Annotated in this window: 15 protein-coding genes; 12 read left to right on the forward strand and 3 right to left on the reverse strand. The window is 44.6% G+C overall.

Going from position 1 to position 24,494, the window contains the following annotated elements:
* Positions 1-268 precede the first annotated feature (268 nt).
* On the forward strand, positions 269-1,033 hold the full coding sequence (locus AC50Y3_RS07795) for a M15 family metallopeptidase (protein WP_494818207.1): 765 nt from the start codon (positions 269-271) through the stop codon (positions 1,031-1,033).
* Between the two features lie 62 nt (positions 1,034-1,095).
* Here AC50Y3_RS07795 and AC50Y3_RS07800 read toward each other — a convergent pair whose 3' ends face one another.
* Positions 1,096-1,935, reverse strand: a complete 840-nt coding sequence (locus tag AC50Y3_RS07800; RefSeq protein ID WP_494818608.1) for an IS3 family transposase — start codon at positions 1,933-1,935, stop codon at positions 1,096-1,098.
* 20 nt (positions 1,936-1,955) lie between these two features.
* Entirely contained in the window at positions 1,956-2,276 is a 321-nt protein-coding gene (locus AC50Y3_RS07805; protein ID WP_494818208.1) for a transposase, read from the reverse strand.
* 2,105 nt (positions 2,277-4,381) lie between these two features.
* On the opposite strand from AC50Y3_RS07805, the gene AC50Y3_RS07810 reads away from it, so the two are divergent.
* On the forward strand, positions 4,382-5,605 hold the full coding sequence (locus AC50Y3_RS07810; protein WP_494818209.1) for a response regulator transcription factor: 1,224 nt from the start codon (positions 4,382-4,384) through the stop codon (positions 5,603-5,605).
* A gap of 2 nt (positions 5,606-5,607) precedes the next feature.
* Positions 5,608-7,470: a cache domain-containing sensor histidine kinase gene (locus AC50Y3_RS07815; protein ID WP_494818210.1), complete on the forward strand. Its 1,863-nt coding sequence runs from the start codon at positions 5,608-5,610 to the stop codon at positions 7,468-7,470.
* Between the two features lie 62 nt (positions 7,471-7,532).
* Here AC50Y3_RS07815 and AC50Y3_RS07820 read toward each other — a convergent pair whose 3' ends face one another.
* The gene (locus AC50Y3_RS07820; RefSeq protein WP_494818211.1) at positions 7,533-7,739 is read right to left on the reverse strand and encodes a hypothetical protein; all 207 of its coding nucleotides are present in this window, start codon (positions 7,737-7,739) and stop codon (positions 7,533-7,535) included.
* A gap of 34 nt (positions 7,740-7,773) precedes the next feature.
* On the opposite strand from AC50Y3_RS07820, the gene AC50Y3_RS07825 reads away from it, so the two are divergent.
* From AC50Y3_RS07825 to AC50Y3_RS07865, 9 genes are all read left to right on the forward strand, one after another.
* Entirely contained in the window at positions 7,774-9,336 is a 1,563-nt protein-coding gene (locus tag AC50Y3_RS07825) for a type 2 periplasmic-binding domain-containing protein (protein WP_494818212.1), read from the forward strand.
* Positions 9,337-9,416: 80 nt separating this feature from the next.
* The gene (locus AC50Y3_RS07830) at positions 9,417-10,316 is read left to right on the forward strand and encodes an ABC transporter permease (protein ID WP_494818213.1); all 900 of its coding nucleotides are present in this window, start codon (positions 9,417-9,419) and stop codon (positions 10,314-10,316) included.
* Positions 10,317-10,330: 14 nt separating this feature from the next.
* Positions 10,331-11,233 carry a carbohydrate ABC transporter permease gene (locus tag AC50Y3_RS07835; protein ID WP_494818214.1) on the forward strand — a complete coding sequence of 301 codons (903 nt, stop codon included), beginning with the start codon at positions 10,331-10,333 and terminating at the stop codon, positions 11,231-11,233.
* A 36-nt stretch (positions 11,234-11,269) separates the two neighbouring features.
* Positions 11,270-12,496 carry an alpha-L-fucosidase gene (locus AC50Y3_RS07840; protein ID WP_494818215.1) on the forward strand — a complete coding sequence of 409 codons (1,227 nt, stop codon included), beginning with the start codon at positions 11,270-11,272 and terminating at the stop codon, positions 12,494-12,496.
* Between the two features lie 417 nt (positions 12,497-12,913).
* Positions 12,914-13,270 carry a hypothetical protein gene (locus AC50Y3_RS07845; protein ID WP_494818216.1) on the forward strand — a complete coding sequence of 119 codons (357 nt, stop codon included), beginning with the start codon at positions 12,914-12,916 and terminating at the stop codon, positions 13,268-13,270.
* Positions 13,271-13,395: 125 nt separating this feature from the next.
* Positions 13,396-14,310 carry a phosphotransferase gene (locus tag AC50Y3_RS07850; RefSeq protein ID WP_494818217.1) on the forward strand — a complete coding sequence of 305 codons (915 nt, stop codon included), beginning with the start codon at positions 13,396-13,398 and terminating at the stop codon, positions 14,308-14,310.
* A 290-nt stretch (positions 14,311-14,600) separates the two neighbouring features.
* On the forward strand, positions 14,601-15,686 hold the full coding sequence (locus tag AC50Y3_RS07855; protein ID WP_494818218.1) for a helix-turn-helix transcriptional regulator: 1,086 nt from the start codon (positions 14,601-14,603) through the stop codon (positions 15,684-15,686).
* Between the two features lie 654 nt (positions 15,687-16,340).
* Positions 16,341-22,790 (forward strand): S-layer homology domain-containing protein, encoded by a 6,450-nt coding sequence (locus AC50Y3_RS07860; RefSeq protein ID WP_494818219.1) that lies wholly within the window; start codon positions 16,341-16,343, stop codon positions 22,788-22,790.
* A gap of 158 nt (positions 22,791-22,948) precedes the next feature.
* Positions 22,949-24,376, forward strand: coding sequence for a GNAT family N-acetyltransferase (locus AC50Y3_RS07865; protein WP_494818220.1), 1,428 nt, complete (start codon positions 22,949-22,951; stop codon positions 24,374-24,376).
* The last annotated feature ends 118 nt before the right edge of the window (positions 24,377-24,494 follow it).

Here is a 24,494-nt window from a genome sequence, read left to right on the forward strand (position 1 = left end):
TAGGGCTGTGCTGTGCACTCGCGACTTCTCCCGAAAGTGGTATTGATTATGGAGTTATTCAGTATCAACAAGCAGCTGGGTTTGCCGTCGCTCATTCTGACTTAAAGGGCTGCTTTTTTGAGTCTTAAGTTCCGAAAGCGATATCAAAGCGATATTGCTACTGTGACCAAATATTGATAATCATCAATAGGGGACGCTTAGCTCATGCTAGGAATAGGTCGACAACTCGAACATTATGTTGTTGAACATATTCTAAAGAGGTGTTCGGATGAATCGAAAACATGTGGTCGTAATTTTATTTACATTTATTTTGCTCTTCAGTGTAACAGGCTGCAGCAAGCATAAGAATCCAGAGCCCCTGCCAAATTCATATCATTCCCAATCAAACGATAATAAGCCAATTCACATAGATAACGAAAACACTTCGGCACAGACGATGTTTCCATCGAAGTATCCGGCATCGATTGGGGCCATAGTGAACAAACATATATATTTGCCGAAAACCTACAAGCCTAAAGATTTAGTCTATCCAAATGTACCTTTTCTGTTCAAAGAAAAAATCGAAAAGCGACTAATGCGACGGGAAGCGGCGAAGGCATTGGAGAAAATGTTTGCAGCCGCAAGGAAGGATAACGTTTATTTGAGCGGGGTATCCGGATACCGTTCGTACGCTACGCAGAAATGGCTGTTCGAAAGCTACATGAAAAGAGATGGCTATATCGAAGCAATGAAATACAGCGCGCTGCCCGGAACGAGCGAGCATCAGACGGGGCTCGCGATTGACATTAGCGGCGCGAATGGCAAGTGCGCCGTATCCTCGTGCTTCGAGTATACGAAGGAGGCGAAGTGGCTCGGTCGGCATAGCGCTGAATATGGATATATCGTCCGGTATGCAAAAGGCAAGGAGCATATCACAGGTTACAAGTATGAGCCATGGCATATACGGTATATCGGTCCGAGTAAGATCTCGCTTAAAATGCTCAAACTTAGGGTTTCTTTAGAGGAGTTTTACAATGAGGTTTTGAAATCATGACTTATGAAAAATAAAAGCCGCGAAAATGGTCATACCCCTGTCAAGTAGACAGCTGAAAAAAGCTAAGCAGCCAACGCGCATCGATACTCAATCGGTGCGCGTTGTTTTAGTTTGGCCTGAAAGCGGTGGTAGTTGTAGTAATAAATGTACTCCTCCACCGCTTGCTGAATTTCCGCTCCTGAATTAAACTGTTTGAGGTACAGCTTCTCTGTTTTGAGATGCGAAAAGAAGGATTCGATGCATGCGTTATCCAGGCAGGTTGCTTTGCGAGAGTGGCTGCCTTTAACGCCGAATGCTTTTAATCGTGTGTTGTACGCTTGAGACGTGTATTGGAAGCCTTGATCCGAATGGAGCACGGCTTCCGAGACGTCTCTTTTTCTTGTCCATTGCGTGATGGTATCCAATACTAGCTCTACATCGTTTCTTTGCGATAATTGCCACGCGACAATTTCATTGTTAAATAGATCTTGAATGACGGATAAATAATGAAATCGGGTTCCGTCCGAAATATAGGTAATGTCCGTCACCATTTTTTGTTGTGGCGCTGTGGCTTGGAATTGACGGTTTAAGCGATTTGGATACACGACAGAAGGGGTGTAGCTGGACAGCTTCCGTTTCTTTCGAATGATCGATTGGATCGATAGTTCTTTCATGATTCGCGACACTTTCTTGTGATTCACGTTGTAGCCTGACTCCCACAGAGCGGTCGTCATGCGAGGGTAGCCGAATTCTGGATGCGCAAAATGAATGGCCATCATGTGTTCCTTAATCTCCTGATCGCTGTCTTGCCTCGCCTTGCGCTGCGGCTGTGTGGCTCGCCATTTGTAATAACTGGACCGAGGTATCCCCGCAATGGCTAACAAGCATGTAATGCCGTGCAAGGGGCGTAGTTCCTCCATTATTCCGTAGTTCTCTCGCTGATTTAGCGCTTCTCCTTTACTAGATTGGGATACTGCTTTTTTAAATAATCCACCTGCGCCTTCAGGTAGTCTCGTTCTTCCTCTACGCTGTCAAAAGTTGTGCGAGGGCGTCCCTTCAGAGGGTTTAGCTCGTTGCCTTTTCGCTCATCGAACGGCTCCCCATTTTGCCATTTCTTCACCCAAACTTTCAGTTGAGTACAGCTTCGAATTCCTTCTCGTTCGGCTGTTACTTTGTAACTCGCTGAGCCTTCAACATACGCTCGGACTGCCTTCAGTTTGAATTCTTCAGAATACGTTTGAAATGTTTGTCCTTTTTTAGCCATAAAAATATCCCCTCCAAGTGGCACTCAAACCCCCATGATAACATGAAGGTTTTTTTTGAGTGTCTACTTGACGGGGATAATACCAAAATCGCGGCTTTTATTTTTTAAGGCCAAGTTCTTGTCAAAACCAAATGACAAGCGACGTGACGAGATACGTTTTCTCAACTAACGGGAAACTTTAGTTGAACGACAACATGTCGGCACAATCCGAAAGTGCCGAACCTTGCTTTAAAAGCTTAGTTGGGCACTATTATTTGTTTTAAAGCCGCATAATGATCTACGGTTGGAATGGTCCGCCAATTAAGGTTTTCGAGGTCAATGGAAAAACAATAATAGTTGATGGACACCATCGAGCGGCTGCGGCTAGACAAGCAGGGATTACAAATGTCCCAGTCGAATACATTTCCGAAGCGGAACTAAAGAGTGCTTGGGGTGTAACCCCTGACGAATTATTAAAACAAACTTATGAAGCAGGAGGCAGATAGTATGGGGTTAGAATCTTATAACTTTCTTCTTTACCCCAAGAATAAATAATGCCAGGCTTACTGATGATGGTTGGGAGACAGTTGGTTCGGATTCAATATTGTTCACAGATATCAGAACGGTTCTCGAATCTAATTTAAATTTTCATCAATATACTCCTAAAGATATGTGGGGGACTGACGATGCTGAGTGCTACTATTCGTATAACGATGAATCAAGCATTGTTGAGGTTCAGATTGGCACAGGAGTAAAGAAAAATGAAGTTGATGAGATATCAGTGAGATTTGCAGTATGTAATCCCGAAGGTGCATTTGAAAGGGCAATTGAATTATGTGGGAAATTAGAAAACCGTTATACTGCGATGAGGTATTCGATGTGTTAAGAGGTAAGCAGTAACATTTATTTTACTCTGAGTGGGAAAACCACTCAGAGTTTTTCTTTATCCCAGCCAATGCCGACGGCTAAGTCGTATCACACTTTATTTTAATAATTCATAGCAACTTCTCTCGGTAACTATGCTCACCTGCTTATACTCACCTGCTGGAAATCAAGATACATGGCATTATCATCTGCATGTATTTCCAAGATATATTAATGATGATTTGTATAGAAGTGAAGTGCGAAGAACAAATGTTGAGGATAGAAGAGAATATGCAGAACAACTGTCGGGTGACAAGAACATTTTCTCATTAAAGACCGCGATAATCGCGGTTTTTTTTATTATGGGATCAAGTTCTTGTCAAAACCAAATGACAAGAACTTGATCCCATTACCGAAATTGACAAGAACTTGATCTCATTCCTGCAAAAAGCTTAGAAATCGCATTGATGAAGCATCAAGCAAGAAATGACCGACTGCACTTCGTTCAACTACCATGAAAGAACGAATTAACTTTCATGCTCTTTGGTGCAGTATAAGAGTTGCATGAAGGGCTAACGGGAGATTTACTCTACATAAACGGCAGGATAGAACGAAAGGTAATACGATAAAGAGCGTAGAATAAGTTTATAATAGGTTAGGCGTTGGCACGAAAGTAGGTGGATGTATGAAACTTAAAGGACTATCACTGAACAGGAATACAGAAGGGAATTGCAGGCTTCGAAAAATCGCTTATTGAATGATGGATCCATGCGCAGGTTTTTAACTGTTATTAAAGAAAGCTTTCCAGCAATGAAAACAGCACATATTCTATATTGGATACTACCCGAACAAGGTGAAGATATTATTACTTTCCTGGAAAATACATGCGGTTATTACAATTGAGCTTGATCGCTTCGATCATCAGATTGACCACCCTCTTGAGATGGATGACTTCTAATACATAGCATTAAATGGGAAACACCCTACGTCATATCTTAGAAAGCCGGGTTAGAACTTGAAAGTAAACAATCGATCGCGTATTTACAAAGAACTGGAATAGTTCGAGCTGGAACGGATAGTAAGTCATGTTTGCGGACCTGATACGGTCATTATTGAATCACATCTGCTAGATTATTGAATATAGAGTCAGCCATCATGCATTGCGCAAAGGAAAAGGTTTGTTAAAACTAGGATTTATTAATTTTCGTCATGCATGCTCTACTAATAATTGAAAGCGCTATTTTTAAGGGGCCTAGACTGCAATGAATAAAGAATTGTCCGTATTAATTGCTGAAGATGAGTTTCTAGCCAGAATCGGAATTAAAGTATCGATATCAAATGCCAACCTGCCATTTACTGTTGTAGCGGATGCTCCTGATGGTGTTTCTGCATTTCATCTTTATCTGGAGCATCGCCCTGATATTGTTTTTACGGATATCCGAATGCCACGATTAGATGGAATCGAGCTAATACGGAAGATCCGGGAACAGGATGATGATTGTGAAATCGTGGTCATATCATGTCTAGAAGATTTTGAAACGCTTAAAGAGGTAGCCAAATACAACATTTTTTCTTACCTCCTAAAGGCAACAATGACAGCCACTGAAGTGATAAGCACATTGTCAAAGATTCATCATAAGTATCTTGGATCTGGAAAGAAACTTGAAGCAAGTAATGCGAGCTCTCCAAGAAGTTTTGAGAGTCTACTGCAAAAGTATGCCTTGGACAGGGAAATAGAGTTTACCTCTTTTATGGCGATGAAGAACAAAATGGGTAACGCGCACGACTATTCAACTCTGCTAGAAGTCATTCTTCCCGTAGAGGGCAAATTAGATATACTGATACCGACAATAATCGAAATCTTTAAGGAACGATTTGATGGTATTGTTTGCTGCAGGACGAACACCAGGTTGATCTGCTTATACAAGAAAGGCAGCGCCCTGCATGAGGATATTAAAAGTGTCTGGAAATATATTGAAAAAACCTGTTCTGCCAGATTCGGGCTGTTGGTGAAAACTTTTGATGACCTGTCAGAACTTCCGGAGCTGATTGACTTGTTTGAGCAGACTGTTCAACGACAGCAGGGAATAGTCGAGTGCATTTATTTCGATGACCTTCACTATGAGAATTTTAGAAGGGGCAATGTATTCAGAAGCGAAATCAAGACGATTATCAAACATCTTGAGAGTAATTCCAGCAAAGATATTACTCTGAATGATGCTGCTTCGATGGTAGGGCTTAGCACGAATTATTTTTCCAATCTATTCTCACAACAAACCGGAATTAGCTTTATTATGTATTTGAATCATCTCCGGCTTGAAGGTGCAAAAGAAAAGCTTGAGTCGACCGATTTGCCGATCAGCGAAGTTGCAACGTTTTGCGGGTTTAAAGATGAAGCGTATTTCAGCAGACTGTTTCGAGAAAAAATCGGCGTAAGTCCTAGTAAGTGGAGAAGAATGCAATTAAAAACGGAGAAAAAAGGTTAAACATGAAGCAGCTAAAGGTATTATTCAGTCAAATTAAATACAGAATGCTCCTGATCACGCTAATCGCGCTAACAATGTCGCTCACTATTGGTTTTACAATCATCATTCATGTTGTAACAGATATCATGCTGAAAGAAAATGAGAAATCCACCATTGCCGGCTTTTCAAAGATCGAAACTAGCATCGAGCTGCTTCTTAGCAATGTGCTGAGATTCTCGATGTCCGTGCAGAACATGGATTCTGTACAGTCGTTTCTTCACAACAGTAAACTTGGCGAGGTTGAGAAAACACAGGGAGAAGTAGAACTAATAACCAAATTGGATCAAATGCTCGCATCGTATGATGCGATGAATTCCATTATTATCTTTAAAAAGAATGGGGAGATAGGCGGAACATCGAGCCCTAGGACATTCTTTTCAAACCATAGCCATCACCCGTTTTTCTCGACTAACGATTATGCCGAAGCTGTTGACAATCCTTGGAAAATTGTGTGGACGACTCAGTATCCGAGACAATATTTCTCTCAAAGCCACGTCAATGGCGCTCTTCAGTCCACCGATATCTATATTGCCGGCATTAGGTCAATGGAAAAGAAACGAAATTCTGAAAACTTCGGAGACGTCCTGCTTGTATCACTCAAAGAGAGTGTTCTACGCCAATACTATGGACAGCTTAACGATGAACACGGCGAAATCGTCATGCTGGATGAGCAGGGTAGGCTTTTTTCAGGTACGAGCCTTGAGGGGTTCGGTGAAGTTCCTTACTATTTTGACAAAATAGACAAGTCGATGAACTCAGGCAGCTTTGAGGTCTCTTCTAATGATGAGAAGAATGAACTTGTGTATTATCACATGAAAAATACAGGTTGGTGGATGGTAAAATCCATGCCTGTTTCGTTTTATCAGCAGAACATCTCAGTCATCAAGCCCATCATGATTCTTGTAGCAATCGGTGTAGCGATTTTGATAGCAGCGTTATACTCGGTCGGATTTATGATTGTAACGAAGCCGCTATACGCACTTCTCAAGGTTTTCCGAATGATCGGAAAAGGGGATCTGACGCAGAAAGCAAATCAGAATACCGGTGTTTATGAGATGGATGTCATTGGTTCTGCATTTAATAATATGCTGAATAACATTAATTCGCTTATTGAGAAAAGCAAAATGATGGAGAGAGAAAAACATAAGCTGGAACTGGGTTCCCTTCAAAATCAAATCAAGCCGCACTTCTTTTATAATACGATCGTGTCTATAAGATGGATGGCGACGCTTTCCGGCTCAGACAATGTTGCTGATGCGCTTGTCGTGTTGATAAAACTGCTCAGACCTGTATTTAGCTCGCAGCAGTTTCATTGGACAATCGGTGAGGAGCTGCAATTTTGTGAGAACTATCTTCAGCTGATGGAATTGAGATTCGGCAATCAAGTTGGACACGTTGTCGAGTATGCGGATGATGTTGATATTGAGGAAGTTCAGCGTCTTCTAGTACCCCGTTTCTCACTCCAGCCGATTATCGAAAACTGTTTTGAGCATGCCTTCGTTCCTAATCAACCGATGATTATACAAGTAAAGCTTACGACGGACGACGAATTTTTAACGGTTGCCGTATCAGATGACGGAGCAGGGATGGATCCTATATTGGCAGATAGCTATAATCTTAATTTTACGAGAGAGATAACTTCCAGTGACGAGGATGACGATCACGAGACACATATAGGGTTGCTCAATGTCAATCAACGGCTTAAGCTTTCAGCTGGTATTGAATCTGGGCTTGTCATCGAATCGATGGAAGGCCGGGGCACAAACGTAATTTTCAAAATCAATCGTAAGAAAGTCCAGGAATCTGTAGAAAATGCAAAAAGTTGATAAAAACGGTTATAGTGCCCACTATAACCGTTTTGTTATTGTTAAGTAGAAATTTGAACGAATCAAAACTGTTTATCTAAAGGGGCGATTAAAATGAAGGCAAGGAAATTATCTATTTCATTGATGGTTTTAGCTGTATTTGGAATGCTAGTAGCCGCTTGCAGTAACTCCCCAGGTTCAAATTCAGAAACTAGCAATGCCAAAACAAACTCAAGTTCTAGCAAAAATGAAAGCGCTAACGAGGCTGAGGAGAGCACTGGACCGATCACGCTCACCTTCGGTACATTAGGCGGGAGCAATCAAATGGATGAAAAATGGTGGCCGGATGATGTGACCGCCGAAATTGAAAAAAAACTCAACATCAAACTAGAGTGGATCGTATACGACACGGACAAGCTTAACCTTGCTCTGGCAGGCAACGATCTTCCTGATTTGATGAAAATCCCAGTAAGTTATGTTCAGCAGGTTCTCGATTCAAAACTGGCCGTTCCTCTGGACGATTATCTGGATAAGACCGGTTCAAACATCAAATCCTACACAACTCGAAATGATATCATCCGCAAGTTCTTAAGCAATGGAGACGGGAAGCTGTACTTCCGTACGCCTAACACAAGCACGGAAGGCGAAGATATTGGTGCCGAAGGCTGGGCAGGCTACGTCGTTCGTTGGGATTTGTATAAGGAGCTTGGCGCTCCTACCATTGCCAACGATGACGATTATGTTCGTGTATTGAAGCAGATGCGGGATAAGAACCCTACAACCGAGTCGGGTCAAAAAGTGTACGGCATCGGGATTCCAGGTGCAGATGGGCTTTGGCAGTGGAACATTGGGAAATTTGCCTCCATGGGTTATGTGAACAACGCCACATGGGGTTACGCATCGAGCGTCAAGGACAACTCGCTTGTTCAAAATTATCTGGATGTAGATAAGTCTCCGTTCTGGGCGGCCATGAAGCTGTTTAACAAGCTTAATCGCGAAGGGCTGTTAGACCCGGATAGCTTCACAATGAAGTCCGAAGAGATGAGTGAAAAGGCTGCTAGAGGCCAGTATGTAGGCGCGAAGATTACATGGGATGTTGGCTCGTACAACACTGCCATGAAGCAAGCGGACCCGAACACGACAAAAGGGTTTATGGCGATTCCTGCCGAAGGCCAGTATTCCTGGTATGGCGCACGCTCGATCGCTGGTTGGGGCGATAAGGAGATGTTCGTCACTTCAACATCGAAACACATTGAAAAAGCAGTACAGCTTCTTGACTTCTTAGACAGTCCGGAAGGCAACCGTCTCCATTACTCGGGCGTTGAAGGAAAGCACTGGGAGAATAAGAACGGAGTACCTACGCTGCTGCAAAGCACGATCGACCTGCGTACCTCAGGAAGTGAAGAAGAATGGCTGAAGACGGGGATTGGCAACATGTCCAACTTCATTGGCGCTGGCGGAAAATCCAAGGACCCTAACGGCTATCCGTACGATCTTTTCCAAACGAAGGAAGGACTTGTAGCTTCCCTGTCGGCACTGCAAAAGGATTTTGCTAAGTTCTACAATGTGGAATATCCTGGAGCACTCCAGATGAAGATGGTTGCTGAAGGCAAACATTTTGACCAAAGCAAATCGCTTGCGACTGCCATTAACATTGGCATCGGAGCCGTACCGTCCGACATATCGCGGATTGACGCCAAGATGGACGAAATCGCGACAAAGGCGATCCCAACTTTAGTTCTGGCTAAGAGTGACGAGGAGTTTAACGCGGCACGCGACAAATTTATCAAAAATATCAATGCGGCAGGAGCAGATAAGGCATGGCAGTGGTGGGACAAGCAATGGAACGCTTCAAGAGAGTATGTCGAGTCCGTTGATACAAAATAAGGTACAGCTAAGCATCAGAACATTGAGAAGGTCGCAAAACCTGCGGCTTTCTCAATTCTACAACCGAAAGCTGGTGAAGCATGAATTACAGAAATAATGCGCGCTATGGCTTGCTATATATGGCGCTTCCTTTGATGGCCTTGGTGTTTCTTTTCAGCTACATGCCTTTGTTCGGATGGATTTATGCCTTCTATGACTATAAAGCGGGTATACCTCTTTTTCAAAACGAGTTCGTAGGCTTTAAGTTCTTCGAATTAATCTTCCATGATAAGGCGGATATGATCCGCGTCATGAAGAATACGCTCATTTTTGCATTTATCGGTCTAGCGCTTTCTCCGCTTCCGATGATCTTTGCGATACTGATAAACGAAATTAGGGTGAAACGCTTTAAAAGCTTTATTCAAACCGCAACGACGCTGCCGAATTTCGTGAGCTGGATTATCGTGTATTCGCTTACGTTCATGATATTTTCTACCGAAGGCTTACTGAATCAAGTTTTGCAATCTCTCGGATGGTTGACAAACCCGACTAATATTCTGACCAAAGGCGAGGCTGTCTATTGGTTTCAGACTGTTCTTGGCATATGGAAAGGGCTTGGCTGGGGCGCAATCGTCTATGTCGCAAGTATTAGCGCCATCGACCAGGAATTGTACGAAGCAGCCGTCATTGACGGTGCAGGAAGATTCAAGTCGGCATTGCACATCACGCTGCCGAGCCTAGCGCCTACCTATCTTGTGTTGCTGATTCTAAGCATAGGCAATTTCATAAACGTGGGCATGGAGCAGTATTTGGTCTACAAGAATGCATTAACGGCCGATAACATCGAGGTCCTTGATTTATATGTCTATCAGCTCGGAATTAACAACCATGACTATTCCTATGGCGTTGCGGTAGGAATATTGAAATCAGGGGTCAGCATCATCCTTCTCGTCCTTGCGAATGTCATTGCGAAGAAAGTCAGAGGCTCAAGTATCTTCTGAAAGCGGTGTGAGGAATGAAATTATACAATCGTACGTTTGGATCAACGGTATTTGATGTGTTTAACTATGCATTCTTTGCTTTGTTAGTCATCCTATGCCTGTACCCGTTCTGGTATATGTTTATCTATTCCATTAGTGAACCTTCGCTTGCGGCCAAAGGAGTAACGCTGTTTCCGAGAGGGTTTACGCTGTTCAACTACAAGAAAGTGATGGAGCTCAAAGGCATATACAATGCTTTCTTCATCTCCGTGATGCGAACCGTAATTGGGACGGCTCTGAGTGTGTTTTTGAATGCGCTGCTGGGTTATTTGTTCTCGAGAATGGAGATGCCGGGAAGAAAGCTACTGTATCGTATGCTCCTGCTGACCATGTATATAAGCGGCGGTTTGATCCCTTATTATTTGATTATTAAAAATTACGGTCTGTTAAACAACTTTATGGTGTATATCATACCGGGGGCGATTGCAGCCTTCAACGTCATTCTGATCAAAACCTTCATCGAGTCGCTGCCCGACTCGCTGCAGGAATCCGCAATGCTGGACGGTGCCGGATATTTCACGGTATTTACTAGAATTGTCATGCCGCTCTGCCTCCCGATTATTGCGACGATCGCCGTATTTTCCGCTGTAAGCAACTGGAATGCATGGTTTGATAATTACATGTTCATCAGCTCGGAGAAGCTAAATACCCTGCAGTTGACGCTGTACGAATACCTGAACGAAGCACAGACGCTTGCACGGCTTCTCCAGGAAAGTGGAAATATCGAAGAATACAAGAGAACAATGCAGAGAAGTCTGACCCCGCGGGGTGTACAAATTACAATTACCATGATAACAACCATTCCGATTCTGCTTGTGTACCCTTACATGCAGCGTTTCTTTATCAAGGGAATCATGGTTGGAGCCATTAAAGGCTAGACTGTCAGCAAAATAACGCTTGGAGGATGATTGTTTATGAGCAGCACTTTGCCAACGAAACAACAGCTGGAGTTCTTGAATTGGGAAATCGGAGGGTTTTTCCACTTTGGAATACGTACCTTCTATGAAGGACATCGGGACTGGGACGGGAAGCCCATGCCCCTTGAAGGCTTCAATCCGTTACAACTAGATTGCGAGAACTGGATTCAGACCGTAAAGGCGGCCGGTGGGAAATATGCGATTTTAGTCTGCAAGCATCATGACGGTTTTGCAAACTGGCCTTCCGAATATACGAATTACGGCGTACACAATACGCCTTGGAAGGAAGGTAAGGGAGATGTTGTACAGGAGTTCGTCACGGCCTGCCGCAAGCATGAAATCAAAGTCGGTCTGTACTATTCGCCTGCCGAAATGGGCTATACAGAACGATCGCCGATTGAACATGACGACTATTTTATCAACCAGATCGGTGAGCTTCTGACGAATTACGGCAAGATCGATTATCTCTGGTTTGACGGATGCGGTTCAGAGGGACATGAATATGATGAACCAAGAATTATTAAGGCAATCCGTACGATGCAGCCTGAGATTCTAATCTTCAATATGTGGGATCCCGATGTACGATGGGTAGGAAATGAAGGGGGAATTGCCCACTTTAACAATTCCAACCTAGTGACCACGTTGGATTTTTCCGTCATGACAGACGAGGTGAGCAGCCTATCCGAACAGAAATTTTTACCTGCGGAATGTGACTTCATGATGCGTGATAATTGGTTTTACAGTGAATACGATACGGCCAATGTGAAGAGCTTAGATGAACTGATGGGTATCTATTATTACTCTGTCGGCAGAGGCGCTAACTTCTTGATCAATATCGGACCAGACAGGAGAGGATTGCTTCCGGAAGTGGATGCATCGAGGCTGATTGAGTTCGGAAACGAGGTAAGACGAAAATTTGCAAATCCGCTTGAAATTGCTGTCGAGAAAACAGACAACGGATTGTGCATCACGCTTGACCGGTCGAGACTTATCAATCATGTCATTCTCAGAGAGGACCTGACTACGGGCGAGCATATCGAGGAATTCGAGATTGCTGTGAAAGCGCCGGTACTCCATCAAAGTGGGGTCGTACATATCGCAAAAACGATTGGCAACAAGAGGATTATTCAGTTTCCTCCGGTTGAAGCTGTGCAAGTTTTTGTCAATGTAACAAAATGTTCAGGGGAGTTCGAACTGTTATCGCCTGAGGTATACTACTGTTAATTGATACTAAGCATTTGATTGCTGTGTACACAGCTCGTGGGAGGATGATCCTCTAGCGAGCTTTTTTTATAGGCGCTCTCAGAGCGGCGTAGGCATAATGTCAACCGCGACATCCGCCGCCGCAACAATTATGTCGGGTGACAAGAACATTATCTCATTAAAGGCCGCGAAAATCGCGGCTTTTTTATTTATGGGATCAAGTTCTTGTCAAAACCAAATGACAAGAACTTGATCCCATTACCGAAATTGACAAGAACTTGATCTCATTCCCGCGAAATGCTTGGAAATCGTTTAAATGAAGCACAAAGCTAGAAATAACCGACTGAACTTCGTTGAAGTAACGGGCAGTTATGTTCAATTCCAATAGCTTTGGTATAATTACAGGAAAAGGAAACACTAATCGGAAGGAGACTCTAAATGTCGAAGGAAAAGCAAGAGCTTCTTTTCGAAAAATTAAAGGGAATAAAGGATACTTGGATAGATTTATCAAAAGATAGTTTTAATCCACATTCAAGTATAAATTGGGCTGACTCCAATGAAGCATATAAATATCTACAAGAAAAGTTGAAGTCAGAGGACGACCTAAACGCCATTTCCACAATACAAAACGAACTTGTCGAGACCGTCATTTATAAGATTATGGAACTCTTTGATGGGTATGGTGATTTGAAATATCAAGTGGACTTGATTGATAAAGATACTAAAAAATCTTTAAGGGAAGTTGGAGAATTGCACGATGGTTTTATGAGCTATTTATATGAACATGAGAGCTGAACGAAACAAGGAGCAGTTTGCCGGTGGCACTGCTCCTTGTTTCGTTGAAGTAACAGGCAGTTATGCGTAACTTCCAGGGAATGTAAACATCTAAATAACGTAAGGAACGAGGAGGCAGACAATTCATGGGAGGAACGAATGTATGGGATGCGGAGTTGGAGGTTAACGAAGAGCAGGCGCGGACGCTGATCGACAGACAATTCCCTCAGCTGTCATCGAAGCAAGTGAAGCGATTGGGCTGGGGCTGGGACAATACGGTTTTTCTCATCGGTGACGAGTACGTGTTCCGGTTTCCAAGAAGAACGATTGCAGTTGGCTCGATTCGTATGGAAGGGAAGCTGCTGCCGAAGCTGGAGGCATATATGACCATCCCCTATCCGAAACCGTTGTTTTATGGCGAAGCAAGTGACGAATACCCGGCACCATTTCTTGGCTATGCCTACGTGCCAGGAGATTTCCCAATCGGTTTGACGGAAGAACGCCGGGCTTTATCGGCAGAGACGCTGGCGAAATTTTTGCGGAGATTGCATGAGTTTCCGGTGCAGGCGGCGCTGAAGTGCGGAGTTCAGCAAGATCATCGAAACTTGACGGACATAGCATCGCGCAAAGTGAAATTGGAGGGCTTTCTATCGAAGGTGGTTGAACATTTGTCGCCGGAGGAGTCCGGTGTGATCGAAGCGTATATTAGCAGGCTGCAAAAGGACCGTGTCGAGGTGGTGAACGCACTGCTACATGGCGATCTTCATTTCAAAAATATGCTTGTGAATGAGAACGGGATCGTTTCCGGCATCATTGATTGGGGCGATCTGAGCGTAGGCCATCCGGCTTGCGATTTGAGCGTTGCTTATAGCTTTTTATCACCTTACGCTCGCGGCGTGTTTTTCGAAACGTACGGAGGAGCGGACGAGGAAACGAAGCTGCTGGCGCGGCTGATCGCGGTATACATCCCCATACTGATCTTAATGCAAGCGGTCGATGACGGGAATGAAGCGATTGCGGCAGAGGCGAAATCCAACATCATGCGGGCATTGTCGGATTAGGCTCATTATTTCGTTGCGGCTATGGGGCTATGGCTATCGGCACCATTTTGTCGTTTAAAGGCCGCGATAAGGTACGATCCGCCTTCTCTGATGCCGGTTTATGTTGAGGAACACGAAATTCAACAGAGTAAGTCGTTGCGCTAACGGAGAACATCGGTTTAATGGCTGACATCAATTACCCAGAGAGATTCCATCGGAAGCGAAAAGCTGCAAATAATCAGAAGTAAACACAACTTAGATCAAGAAGAAGATCTTCTTTTCTTCTATAATCAATTTAGGAGGAGGTGCTCATGAAATACACGATGCAGGAGATGATTGACTGGATTGAGGATCATCTTTTTGAAGATTTTTCATTAGAAAGCTTAGGACAGAATATGGGGTATTCTCCCTATTACTGTTCGTTCAAATTCCATCAAATGACTGGAATCACCATAAAAAGATATAAGTCACTTAGAAAAATTTATCTGGCTTCTATTGAGTTGAAAGAAACCAATCATAAGACGATCGAGCTTGCATTCAAATATGGATTTTTATCTCAGGAAGCTTTTACGAGAGCGTTTAAAGGAACATTTGGCATAAGCCCGAGTTCCTTTAGAAAAAAACCGCAACCATTGCAAACCTATGTGAAACTTAATATTAATCGTAGAGAAGGTGAGTTTTCGATGGACATCTCGCAAAAATTGAAAATTGGAGCTTTGCAAAGTAAAATTCAGGATCAATTTGATCAAGACATACTGAATATCTTAAATGGACAAATGATGTATGAAGAATTTTATCATCATCAATTAATGGAAAAAAGCGATTATGTCCCATTTAATGAAGCGATGTGTTCAAACGATACTAGCGCTACAATTTTCAGCGATGAATTTATGCAGATAAGAGCTTCCGGACATCAGGTGCCTTTACAGGAGTATGAGAAGATTACCGTGACTCCTTTGAAACCCCTATTTGAGAACAATTACAAATGCATCGTTTTATGGTTCGGTGATGATATGTTCTGTCAAATCAATTTACTGACCGTGCTGGCCTATCTAGAACAAGTGGGATACGAAGGAAAAGTGTATTTCCATATGGTTAAGGAAGCGACTTATGAAGTGGAAGAAACGGAGATCCGGTTAGAAGGTTACGGAGAAATTTATCAACAGGTGTTGATGCATCATCATCTATCCGAAGCGAAATTAATGCCTGTGATGTACCAGGGAATTCGATTATATTTAGAATATTTAAAGGAAGATAATGAAATCACTGCGTTTATTAAGAAGCATATAAGCAAACCACAGCATGAACTATTGCAACACTTATTTCATCTATTTCCTCACTATGGACTAGGAGATTTGCAATATATCAAAATCATTGAAGCCCTGAAACAAGCATAAGTTGACGTTAGTATTAGAAACCCTGGAGCAGTTTGCCGACGGCAGCTGTTCAATTTTTTTCGTTACGCTAACGGGCACTTTAGTTGAACGACAACATGTCGGCAACCGGTTACACAATCCGAAAGTGCCGAACCTTGCTTTAAAAGCTTAGTTGGGCACTATTATTTGTTTTAAAGCCGCATAATGATCTGTGGTTGCTATCATTAAACAATTTTATTTTCACGATTTCTGCCCCGGCACAACGGAAAGTCGCCCCATTAAACAACTTTAATTTATTTGCAGTAGATTTTGTATGCCCGAAAACCCTTGATTTCATTGGACGTTCGTTAAACATCTTTATTTTCCCTCACCACTTCAACTGATAATTGGAAATAAAGTTCACGGCATTTTTCCGCATCCAGCCCCCTCGCGCCGCCTCAGCGACGACTACGATTTTTCCTCCGAATGGTTTCCTCAAGATTATGTCTTCCTTCTTCTCCATTTACGATCTCTAAACAAAATATTAACTTTACGTGCACAATACTTTAATAGACTTGTTTATGTGTTGCGACAAAATACTGCAAAATACTACAATCAATCTACAAAATAATACAAATTAATACAGAAATCGCTACGTCGCAGCACTACATATTAGACAGGGAGTGAGTTTATTCAGTGAGCAAGAAGAAGATTCAAAAGTTGGCACTCGGCGCGTTGGTCGGCAGTTTGCTGACCGGCCTGATTACGCCTTACGGCGCAGGCATCGCAAATGCAGACGTGTCCGAAGAGGCGCTTGATTTCTCGAAGGTGCCCAAGCTGTTAATTACGGAGCTCGTGCCGGATAGTGATAATGTAGCAGGTTTCACGCCTGCAACAGATGCATATGAATTTATTGAAGTCTATAATAACTCGCTGGCGCCGGTTTCTTTTGACAATTACAGCATCGATTATCATTATCTGAATGCTTCGAACAAAGATGTTGATGCGATTTGGGCACTATCTGATTCAACTCAACATCCAGTAATACCAGCCAAGAGTTCGATTGTCTTGTGGGTGATGAATACAGCTCCAGACAACGGTTCTAATCTTGGGTACACAGCTACTCAGTTCAATACGAATTACGGTACATCGCTCGTGGAAGGAACTAATTTATTCCGTATTAATGGCGGAGGCGGCATGGCAAACGATGCCGCGCGCGATGTATTTCTAAAAGACAGCAATGGAAATAAAGTTGCCGCTGCTTCTTACGATTCTACGACAAATAAGGGTTTAACTAATCCTAATAAAGGCATGTTCTACGCATATCCAACCGACGGCAGCGTGAATAGTACCTTGGTTACAAACGGCTTATACGCCTCAGGCGCCCATGATGCTTCGCCGGGCACAGTCGAAAGCATTTTCATGCCAACGCTGGCTTCGGATGAACAGCCTGCTGCCCCGCAGCCTGCGATTGGGATTAATCACACACCGGTTACAGATGTCAACGAAGGCACTGATGTAGCTCTAAGCGCAACGGTATCCGCGTCGAATGGCGCTGATTTAACCAAGGCTACAGCGAAACTCTTCTATAAATTGGATTCGGAGAGTAACTTTACTTCCGTTCCTATGACGCTTAATGCGGGTAACTCCACGCCGGAGCTTTCCGCATTCGAAGGCGCAATTCCTAAGGAGAAGCTGCTGGAGAGCAAACTGGAATATTATATTGAGGCCACTGACGGCACGACGACCAAAGACACGGTTGCGTATACGGTGAGTGTTCACCTTAACGTGCCGCAGCCTGCCATTGCGATCGATCATACGCCTGTGAAGGACGGTATCGACGACAGCGACCTGGAGATGATTGCTTCTGTATCTGCCTCGAACGGCGCAGACCTGTCCAAGGCTACGGCAAGCATCTACTACAAGCTGGATTCGGAGTCGACCTACACGGCAGTTCCAATGACGCTGAACCCGGGCAGATCTACACCGGATCATTCTGCATTCGAAGGAGCCATTCCGAAAGCAAGACTGACGCAGAAGAAGCTCCAATACTATATTGAAGCAACGGACGGCACGACGAAGAAAGACACGGACGTCTATACAGTGGATGTTCGTTCGAGTCTGAACTACAACTACGTGCCTTCGATTCTGATCACAGAATTGAACCCAAATTCAACGAATGTAACGGTGAGTGGATCGCCGTTTGATGGGTATGAGTTCATTGAAGTGTACAACAACGCCGATCGTACGATTAATTTGAAAAATTATAAGCTCATGTATGTGTACACGAATCAAACCAAGGAAACGCAGTGGCCGACAGGCGATATCTCAATCCCGTCCCAGAAATCGGTGGTTCTGTGGATTGCCAACGGCTCCAACGACAATATGTCCGCTGCCGAGTTTAACGCCCATTTTGGCTCGAACCTGACAATGAACAAGGATTTGTTCAAAATCGACAGCGCAGGCATGGAGAACGACGGCGCTCGCAGTCTTGTTTTCCGCAATGCCTTGAACAAGGACATTGTATCCGCCCATTATGATGCGCAAGTAAGCGGAGTTGAGGACAAGCCGCTCTTCTACAAATATCCCGATGACGGCACGCTGGCGATGCTTCTGGATTCCGCGGGTACACAGGCCGCAACACCTGGCGCAGTCGCTGCTAATCAGGTGCCTAAGATGCCGGCTTCGATTCCGGTTGAAGGCGAGAACGAGAAACCGGTGATCGCCCATACGCCGGTAACCTCTGCCGAGACGAATGTGAACCTGAAAATTATCGCTCAAATCACGAATAAGGAAAGCGATGACGGCATGGTCGATCCTGTGACGGCAACGGTATTTTACAAAACCTCCTCACAAGCTAAATTCACGGCAGCCAAGATGTCCGTAACAACCGGACATACCTATCTGGCTGACATTCCGCGCCAAGATCTGATCGAAGCGTCGCTACAATACTATATTGTAGTGAAAGATACCGTGAACACGGTGACGACGGATACGTACACGGTGAAGGTCAATGTACCGGAATTTGATCCAGCCAAAGTTCCGCCGCTGCTCGTCACGGAGCTGATGCCGAACAGTGTGGGCGTTGGCGGCGATCAATACGAATATATCGAGTTGTATAACAATACGGATAAAGATCTGGACTTGAAGGATTACAAGCTGTATTACCGCTACACGGATTCCGGTCCGGACGGGGATATCGTTTGGCCGACGGATAGCGAGAGCATGACAATTGGAGCAGGCAAGGCGATTGTTTTCTGGATTATCAACAGCGCCGCTAAGAATTTGACAGTAGCCGACTTTAATAAGACCTATAAGACGAACCTGATCGAAAATCAAAACATTTTCAAAATGTATGCAGACGGCATGTCTAACACAGGTAAAAGAGGTGCCGTTATCGGTACCAACACGCATGTAGACTTATCCGCTGCGTATTATGACGGTACAGCAGCACCTACAGGCAATCCGCCAAATGATGAAACTAAAGAAGGCAAGGCCATCGTTTATAAATATCCGGCTAACGGAAGCACGACGATGATTAAGGTAAGTTCCGGCATTGCGGCGCCTACGCCTGGCAGCGTGCCTGCAGATCTTGTGCCGAATGTGAAGGTAATAACGAAAGACGACACGGTTCCGCCAACCATTGAAGACATCGATGGCGTTACGACCATCGATCAATCCAAGAACTTGGCTATCAAAGGCGATGCTCTGGACGATCAGGGCATCAAGTCGGTTAAGCTCTATTACAAATCAAACGCAGATACGAACTTCGCGAGCCGTTATTTGTATCGAGACTATAACGATTTCATGTATCATTTCACGCTCTACTCGCCTGATCTGATTGGAAAAGCTTCCATTCAATATTACTATGTCGTTTCGGATGGTCCGCACGAAGTGACCTCAGATACGTATACGGCAATGATTACTGGCGGCGAAGAACATACGCCGTTGCGCTTGAACCTGAAGGACGGCGATATCATCGGCGGAACGAAGGCCGTGAAAGGTACGGCGGAGCAGGCAGGACCGGATACACTGAAGCTGAGTATCGACGACAAGGAACTGACTTCCGACACCTACCATGCACTGGAGAAAGACGCTTACTTTGCGTTTGATGCCAATTCGGTCAACTATTACTTCAAGAACGGCGTTACGATGGGGAACGATATCCTGAGCATCTTCATGGATCCTATCAACTCCTATCAAACCTTAAGTGTACCGATTCCAACGGAGCGCCTGAAACTAGGCAAGAATGTGATCTCCATTCGTGCAGGCACGAAGTCTTCCCCGTACGACGATCGTCCGACGGAAAACAAGGATGACTTCACGGTGAAGAATGTCAGACTGGTATTCACAGATGGAACACTCGTCAAAGATCCAGACTACAACAATCCGCTGACAGAACTTAAAGTAGGCGACAGTTCAGGGAAGAAGCCTGTGTACGATTTTAACTTTACTTTGAATGATTCGGATTTAAGATCTAAGGCGTATGATTTGCATACGTCAGACCTTTCCGATGGCCCACATCGTATCGTGGTCAGCAGCACGGAATACGGCCAAGTGAAGGCTGACATCAAGGTCGACAACACAGCTCCTGTTATCGTTCCGACGATCGAGAACGGCAAGACATACCGCGGTGCATTTACGCTTGGCGCCGAAATTACGGATGCCATTGCCGGCGTGAAAACGACCGAGGCTAAACTTGATGGCAACACAATCACCCTGCCATTAGCTACTTCGTCTTCGAAGCTGAGCCCGGGCAAGCATGTATTTTCGATTAAAGCAGAAGACAACGTCGGCAACCTAACCGAAGAGAATTTGTCTTTTGAAGTACCGAATGAGAACCCGGCTAAGCCACAGCTGGTTACGCCCGGCATGGACGAAACAGGCGCACCAAACCTGTCAGTTAAGGTTCAGGATCCGACGGAAGATAAGATGAACGTAAGTTTCTATCAAGGCTATCTGTACGACAGCCTGCATAAAAACGGTTTCTCTGCGTACAAGAACGCATCTGAAGTTGAACCGCCTAAGATGCTGAAACCTGAAGGTGAAACCGCGCTAAATCAAAGTGAATATGACTTGATTGGCAAAGCAGACGGTCAATATTTAAGCAATGATTCCGACGAGAAATTCCCGTACCATCGTTTCGAAGTGAAGCTGGATCCTACTGTGAAAGCAACGGATAAAGTGGAAATCGATTGGCAGGGTAAGTCGCTTGAAGGGCGCAAAGTAAGCATGTATGCGTGGAGCCCTGTTGAAGAGAACTGGAAGAAACTTGACGAGAAGCTTGCAGGTAATGAAGATTTTAGCTTAAAGGCTGAAGTACTTGCAGGAGACTTCTCTGTCAATAAAACCATTCACGTGATCGTGCAGGATGAGCTGCCGGCCAAAGAGGACGATTATGACTTCAGCTTTGTCTGGATGTCTGATACGCAGTACTACTCCGAGAGCTATCCGGAAATTTATGAAGGCAACGTGAAGTGGATCGTCGATAACAAGGATAAGATGAAGATTAAGTATGTCATCCACACCGGCGATATCGTCGATGAAGCGGACAAGAAATACCAGTGGGATGAAGCGAGCAAGGATATGAAGGTCCTTGAGGACGGTAACGTTCCTTACGGCGTACTCGCAGGGAACCATGACGTGTCTCACCAATATGCCGACTATTCGACGTTCTACAAGTATTTCGGCGAGGAGCGCTTCAAGAAGCAGCCGACTTATGGCGGTTCGCATCAGAACAACCGCGGTCACTATGATTTGATTTCGGCAGGCGGTAACGACTTCATCATTATCTACATGGGCTGGGATATCCGCGACGAAGACATTCAGTGGATGGACGATGTCGTTAAAGCGTACCCGGACCGTAAGGCCATTCTGGATTTCCACGAGTATCTGCTCGTCTCCGATACACGTGCGCCGATAGCGGAGAAAATCCATGAGCGCGTGGTCGTGCCGAACAAGAACGTGATTGCCGTACTTTGCGGGCATTATCATGATGCTCAGGAACTGGATACGGATATTGACGATAACGGCGATGGCATTCCGGACCGCAAGGTTTACCAATTGCTGGCCGACTATCAAGGTGCGGAGAAAGGCGGCCTCGGCTACATCCGCCTGCTCCAGTTCGACGTGAAGAACAACAAAATCCATGTGAAGACGTACTCGCCTTATTTGGATGATTACAACTATTACGATCCGGCGACTTATCCGGGCAAAGATGAGTTTGATCTGAATGTCGACTTGCAGCCGATGCACAAACAGGTTGCGACAGACTATTTCGGCGTGAAAGTGTATACCGATAAATTGATCGGGCAGAACAACGATATTGCCAGCGATTCAACGACGGCAGTGAAGTGGAGCGGTCTACAGATTGGTAACTACTATCAATGGTATGTCGTAGCCGAGGATGCGTTTAGTGGATTTACGCGTTCCGATATTTGGGGATTTACGACAAATAGTACCGGAAACAGCGACAACGGCGGCAATGGCGGCAACGGCGGCGAAACGCCTCCGGTCAAACCGACAGATCCAGTCATACCAACAGATCCGGGCAAGCCAGCTCCTCCGGCCACAATACCGTTCAAGGACGTGGACAAGCATTACGACTGGGCTAAGGATGCCATCAGTACTCTAGCAAGCGAAGGCATCATTAACGGTACTACCTCGACGACGTTCGAACCGGCCAAGAACATGACGAGAGCCGACTTTATGGTTATGCTGGTCAATCTGCTGGATCTCAAATCAACAGGCAGTACCGGCAGCAATTTCAGCGATGTAAAAGCATCGGATTACTATTATGAGTCGCTCTCCATTATGAAAAAGCTTGGTATTGCCACAGGCGTAGGCGACAATAAGTTTAATCCGAAGGCGAACATTTCAAGACAAGAGATTATGCTGCTTCTGCAGCGGGCGCTGCAAGTGACCGGTAAGCTGAAGCTAAGCGGCTCTGATGCGGATCTTAAAGGTTTCAAGGATACCTCCAAGCTGGCCGTGTACGCGAAGGACGCTGCGGCGGCCATGGTCAATGCAGGCATCGTTAAAGGAAACGATGACGCGCTGAACCCGACGGGCAAAGCGACAAGAGCGGAAACCGCGCAGATGATCTACCGCGTTTACCTGCTGATGCAGGAGCAAGGAAGCAACTAATTTTGTAATCAGCGAGACGCTCTGTTCAGGAAGCGGCGTTTCGCCCATGAAGATGAAAGGAGCCGTTCGAGGTCACCGCGGGTGATCTGGGACGGCTTCTTTGTTCATTGGCAGGTACTGTCACTTCTCGTTATACTGGACACAAAGGGGGATTTTCTTTGCATTTTGAACCGATAGATGTAGTCAAACATAGAAAGTTTATTATTCCGTTTCGCAGAGATGCGTTCATTGTTAGTTTCGGTTCAGATAACGATTTCGGGAATGAAGAAGAATATCTCGATTGGGTACATACAAAGTCGAACCAATTCCCGGGCGGATTGGTTTTAGCTATGGAGAATGAAATCCCCATCGGTCAACTTGAGCTTACAATACAAGGGTACAAGGATAGCAAAATCGGCTATGTACATCTTTATTATTTAATTCCTGGAAAACGCGGGATTGGATTAGCCAAGGAACTCCACCAGTACGCGCTTAAGTTCTTCGAAAACAATGGAGTAAACGAATATCATCTTCGTGTTTCTCCTTCTAATCAAAGTGCTCGCCATTTTTACCATAAAATCGGAATGCGGGAAATGGGATTCGAACAAGACGGAAAAGTAATCCGAATGAAAGGGTGCTTGCACTTGGCGGAGGATGAAGGAACATTGAAGATTTCTTTAGTTAAACAAGCAGCACGAATTGCAGGCGATTATCTTCAGGAGCAAGTGAAAACTTCCTATCAGATCATCGGTAAAGGCATCGCTAATCAGGTTTGCGTAGTCGAAACAGAGATTCATAAAGTTGTAGTCCGTATGAACGATAAAGAAGCACTGCCAAGCTTTATGAAAGAAAAGTGGTGTATTGAGCAAGCTGCGGCAGTTGGCGTTCCGGGACCTGAGGTGTTGTCCGTTGGTATCGTTGATGAAACCGCATATATGATTCAAGCCTTTGTTGAGGGAGACAACGGGGCAGACAGTACTGTACCCAGGCCTGATGTTTGGCGGAAACTGGGCGAATATGCCAAGCTTATTCATGCGATTCCGGTGAAAGGCTATGGAGAAAATCTGATTGATCCGGTCCAGGGTGAGTTTCAGTCACCGCCTCATGCTGGATCGGATGGTAGCTGGCAAGGGTATGTGCAGCATAATATTAATAGTTTGACGGAGCACGATCGTTTGATTGAGCTTGGAGTAATCACTCCGATGCAATCGCAGAGAATAAAGAGACTATTTGAAGATTTAAAGAGTAAAACGTTCCGTTTCGGCTTAAATCATGGAGATATCTCTTTAAAGAATACGATTATCAATCAGGCTAACCAAGTGATATTGCTGGATTGGAATGCGAAAGTAAGCGTGGTGCCACATGCAACTGTTGCTCAAATCATGCACTACCAAATCCTAGGGCTGGAAGAAGCTCCAAATGTTGAAGAGTTCCAAGCATTTATAGACGGGTACGAAGTAAGTGAAAAAGACCTTTCTGGCATTAAACATTATCTGCTATTAAGAGCTTTCGATAACCTCAGGTGGGCGATGAATCGAAGCCCGGAGCATATTGAACCCTTTGCTGCATTCGCGAAACAAGTAGTAGACCTTATAGAGGATGAGTAGGCACGATTGATTAGAAAGTACTATTTTTTAGGAGATTCGTTATGGTAAATTGAAAGGGGTTCCAATATAGCAGAAGCGGAATGGCTTGGGTGAAATTATGCTAGGAAAAATGAGGAGG

The sequence above is a fragment of the Paenibacillus sp. J22R98 genome, from assembly GCF_059383835.1.

Excerpts from the sequence above, each read along its gene's own strand:
- AC50Y3_RS07830 (WP_494818213.1), top strand. The coding sequence starts at position 9,417 with ATGAATTACAGAAATAATGCGCGCTATGGCTTGCTATATATGGCGCTT.
- AC50Y3_RS07835 (WP_494818214.1), top strand. The coding sequence starts at position 10,331 with ATGAAATTATACAATCGTACGTTTGGATCAACGGTATTTGATGTGTTT.
- AC50Y3_RS07810 (WP_494818209.1), top strand. The coding sequence starts at position 4,382 with ATGAATAAAGAATTGTCCGTATTAATTGCTGAAGATGAGTTTCTAGCC.
- AC50Y3_RS07840 (WP_494818215.1), top strand. The coding sequence starts at position 11,270 with ATGAGCAGCACTTTGCCAACGAAACAACAGCTGGAGTTCTTGAATTGG.
- AC50Y3_RS07805 (WP_494818208.1), bottom strand. The coding sequence starts at position 2,276 with ATGGCTAAAAAAGGACAAACATTTCAAACGTATTCTGAAGAATTCAAA.
- AC50Y3_RS07855 (WP_494818218.1), top strand. The coding sequence starts at position 14,601 with ATGAAATACACGATGCAGGAGATGATTGACTGGATTGAGGATCATCTT.
- AC50Y3_RS07850 (WP_494818217.1), top strand. The coding sequence starts at position 13,396 with ATGGGAGGAACGAATGTATGGGATGCGGAGTTGGAGGTTAACGAAGAG.
- AC50Y3_RS07795 (WP_494818207.1), top strand. The coding sequence starts at position 269 with ATGAATCGAAAACATGTGGTCGTAATTTTATTTACATTTATTTTGCTC.
- AC50Y3_RS07815 (WP_494818210.1), top strand. The coding sequence starts at position 5,608 with ATGAAGCAGCTAAAGGTATTATTCAGTCAAATTAAATACAGAATGCTC.
- AC50Y3_RS07825 (WP_494818212.1), top strand. The coding sequence starts at position 7,774 with ATGGATGAAAAATGGTGGCCGGATGATGTGACCGCCGAAATTGAAAAA.
- AC50Y3_RS07845 (WP_494818216.1), top strand. The coding sequence starts at position 12,914 with ATGTCGAAGGAAAAGCAAGAGCTTCTTTTCGAAAAATTAAAGGGAATA.